Source organism: Azohydromonas aeria (assembly GCF_009760915.1).
In the GTDB taxonomy this organism is placed as follows: Bacteria; Pseudomonadota; Gammaproteobacteria; order Burkholderiales; family Burkholderiaceae_C; genus Azohydromonas; species Azohydromonas aeria.
Genome location: NZ_VIDQ01000164.1, coordinates 1 through 3,600 on the forward strand (window position 1 = coordinate 1; position 3,600 = coordinate 3,600).

Annotated in this window: 3 rRNA genes; all 3 read left to right on the top strand. The window is 53.8% G+C overall.

Going from position 1 to position 3,600, the window contains the following annotated elements:
* Positions 1 to 56: ribosomal RNA gene (locus FJ694_RS36065) — 16S ribosomal RNA — on the top strand; the annotation flags it as partial.
* Positions 57 to 454: 398 nt separating this feature from the next.
* Positions 455 to 3,336: ribosomal RNA gene (locus FJ694_RS36070) — 23S ribosomal RNA — on the top strand.
* Between the two features lie 131 nt (positions 3,337 to 3,467).
* A 5S ribosomal RNA gene (rrf, locus tag FJ694_RS36075) occupies positions 3,468 to 3,580 on the top strand.
* The last annotated feature ends 20 nt before the right edge of the window (positions 3,581 to 3,600 follow it).

Below are 3,600 nucleotides of genomic sequence, written 5' to 3' on the forward strand. Positions count from 1 at the left end.
GGGTGAAGTCGTAACAAGGTAGCCGTATCGGAAGGTGCGGCTGGATCACCTCCTTTCTAGAGATTCAGAGTGCCGCACACAGCGGTCTTCGGGCGTCCACACTTATCGGCTGTAGGTTTTGAGGCAGTTTGGCTTTTCAAGTCGAACGCACAGGCGAGTCTGCAATGAGCAACACGCAGATTGGCCTGTGCGATCTTTTTGGGTCACACCGCTCTTTAACAATTCATAGAGTCGAATCAGCGCTGCTGACGGAACGCCTCGCAAGAGGCCGGTACGACAGCAGTTATTGATTGCGTCACCAAACTTCAGCTTCTGATGCTGTCCGAGAGGGCAGTACACAGAAAGTCATGAAGAACGGCAACAACGCGAATACTCAAACAGTCACCGCGGTCAGTCACTGCGGTTGGCTGCAGTCCTTGACGATCTCAACACCCAGTTGAGGTCAAAGTTATAGGGTCAAGCGACTAAGTGCATGTGGTGGATGCCTAGGCGATTACAGGCGACGAAGGACGTGATAGCCTGCGATAAGCTTCGGGGAGCTGGCAAATTAGCTTTGATCCGGAGATTTCCGAATGGGGAAACCCACCCGCAAGGGTATCCATGTCTGAATACATAGGGCATGGAGGCGAACCGGGTGAACTGAAACATCTCAGTAGCTCGAGGAAAAGACATCAACCGAGATTCCGAAAGTAGTGGCGAGCGAAATCGGAAGAGCCTGCACGTTTTAGCCATCGACTTACCAGAACGGCATGGAAAGGCCGGCGACAGTGGGTGATAGCCCCGTATGGAAAAAGTCGGTGGTGGAACTGGGCGTGCGACAAGTAGGGCGGGACACGTGAAATCCTGTCTGAAGATGGGGGGACCATCCTCCAAGGCTAAATACTCGTAATCGACCGATAGTGAACCAGTACCGTGAGGGAAAGGCGAAAAGAACCCCGGGAGGGGAGTGAAATAGATCCTGAAACCGCATGCATACAAAAAGTCGGAGCCCGCAAGGGTGACGGCGTACCTTTTGTATAATGGGTCAGCGACTTACATTCAGTGGCGAGCTTAACCGAATAGGGAAGGCGCAGGGAAACCGAGTCCGAACAGGGCGAACTTCAGTCGCTGGGTGTAGACCCGAAACCAGGTGATCTATCCATGGCCAGGATGAAGGTGCGGTAACACGCACTGGAGGTCCGAACCGACTGGTGTTGCAAAACCAGCGGATGAGCTGTGGATAGGGGTGAAAGGCTAAACAAACCTGGAGATAGCTGGTTCTCTCCGAAAACTATTTAGGTAGTGCCTCAAGTATTACCGCCGGGGGTAGAGCACTGTTATGGCTAGGGGGTCATGGCGACTTACCAAACCATTGCAAACTCCGAATACCGGCGAGTACAGCTTGGGAGACAGAGCACCGGGTGCTAACGTCCGGACTCAAGAGGGAAACAACCCAGACCGCCAGCTAAGGTCCCCAAAATTGGCTAAGTGGGAAACGAAGTGGGAAGGCTAAAACAGTCAGGATGTTGGCTTAGAAGCAGCCACCATTTAAAGAAAGCGTAATAGCTCACTGATCGAGTCGTCCTGCGCGGAAGATGTAACGGGGCTCAAGCCAGTTACCGAAGCTGCGGATTTGCACGCAAGTGCAAGTGGTAGGAGAGCGTTCCGTAGGCCTGTGAAGGTGCCTTGTGAAGGGTGCTGGAGGTATCGGAAGTGCGAATGCTGACATGAGTAGCGTTAAAGGGGGTGAAAAGCCCCCTCGCCGTAAGCGCAAGGTTTCCTACGCAACGTTCATCGGCGTAGGGTGAGTCGGCCCCTAAGGCGAGGCAGAGATGCGTAGCTGATGGGAAACAGGTCAATATTCCTGTACCGATCAATAGTGCGATGTGGGGACGGAGAAGGTTAGCTCGGCCGGGTGTTGGATGTCCCGGTTCAAGCCCGTAGCCATGCCCTGTAGGCAAATCCGCAGGGCTGAGGTGAGAGGTGATAACGAGGCCGCTTGCGGCCGAAGCGAGTGATACCCTGCTTCCAGGAAAAGCCACTAAGCTTCAGCTATTGACGACCGTACCGCAAACCGACACTGGTGCGCGTGATGAGTATTCTCAGGCGCTTGAGAGAACTCTGGAGAAGGAACTCGGCAAATTGACACCGTAACTTCGGAAGAAGGTGTGCCTTTAGTAGGTGAAGTCCCTCGCGGATGGAGCCCAATGAGGCCGCAGAGAATCGGTGGCTGCGACTGTTTATTAAAAACACAGCACTCTGCAAAGACGAAAGTCGACGTATAGGGTGTGACGCCTGCCCGGTGCTGGAAGATTAAATGATGGGGTGCAAGCTCTTGATTGAAGTCCCAGTAAACGGCGGCCGTAACTATAACGGTCCTAAGGTAGCGAAATTCCTTGTCGGGTAAGTTCCGACCTGCACGAATGGCGTAACGATGGCCACACTGTCTCCTCCAGAGACTCAGCGAAGTTGAAATGTTTGTGATGATGCAATCTCCCCGCGGAAAGACGGAAAGACCCCATGAACCTTTACTGTAGCTTTACATTGGACTTTGAACAGATCTGTGTAGGATAGGTGGGAGGCTTTGAAACCTGGTCGCCAGATCAGGTGGAGCCGTCCTTGAAATACCACCCTGGTGTGTTTGAGGTTCTAACCTTGGCCCGTGATCCGGGTTGGGGACAGTGTATGGTGGGCAGTTTGACTGGGGCGGTCTCCTCCCAAAGCGTAACGGAGGAGTTCGAAGGTACGCTAGGCACGGTCGGAAATCGTGCTGGTAGTGCATTGGCATAAGCGTGCTTGACTGCGAGACTGACAAGTCGAGCAGGTGCGAAAGCAGGACAAAGTGATCCGGTGGTTCTGTATGGAAGGGCCATCGCTCAACGGATAAAAGGTACTCTGGGGATAACAGGCTGATACCGCCCAAGAGTTCATATCGACGGCGGTGTTTGGCACCTCGATGTCGGCTCATCTCATCCTGGGGCTGTAGCCGGTCCCAAGGGTATGGCTGTTCGCCATTTAAAGAGGTACGTGAGCTGGGTTTAAAACGTCGTGAGACAGTTTGGTCCCTATCTTCCGTGGGCGCTGCAAGATTGAGAGAGCCTGCTCCTAGTACGAGAGGACCGGAGTGGACGCACCTCTGGTGTACCGGTTGTCACGCCAGTGGCATTGCCGGGTAGCTAAGTGCGGAAGAGATAACCGCTGAAAGCATCTAAGCGGGAAACTCGTCTCAAGATGAGTCTTGCCGGGGCCTTGAGCCCCCTGAAGGGTCGTTCGAGACCAGGACGTTGATAGGCTGGGTGTGGAAGCACGGTGACGTGTTAAGCTGACCAGTACTAATTGCCCGTGAGGCTTGACCCTATAACTTTGACCAAGCGGTCAAAGACACGGTATTCAAGTTGTTCGCCAAGACGGCGACGCAATCAATACGCTGAAACGACTCTATCGAATTGGCTGTGCTGATCCAGAAATCAGCATGGCAACCAGTCAAGCCTGATGACCATAGCGAGGTGGTCCCACCCCTTCCCATCCCGAACAGGACCGTGAAACACCTCAGCGCCGATGATAGTGCGGATTCCCGTGTGAAAGTAGGACATCGTCAGGCTAATATCCCGGCAAACGCCC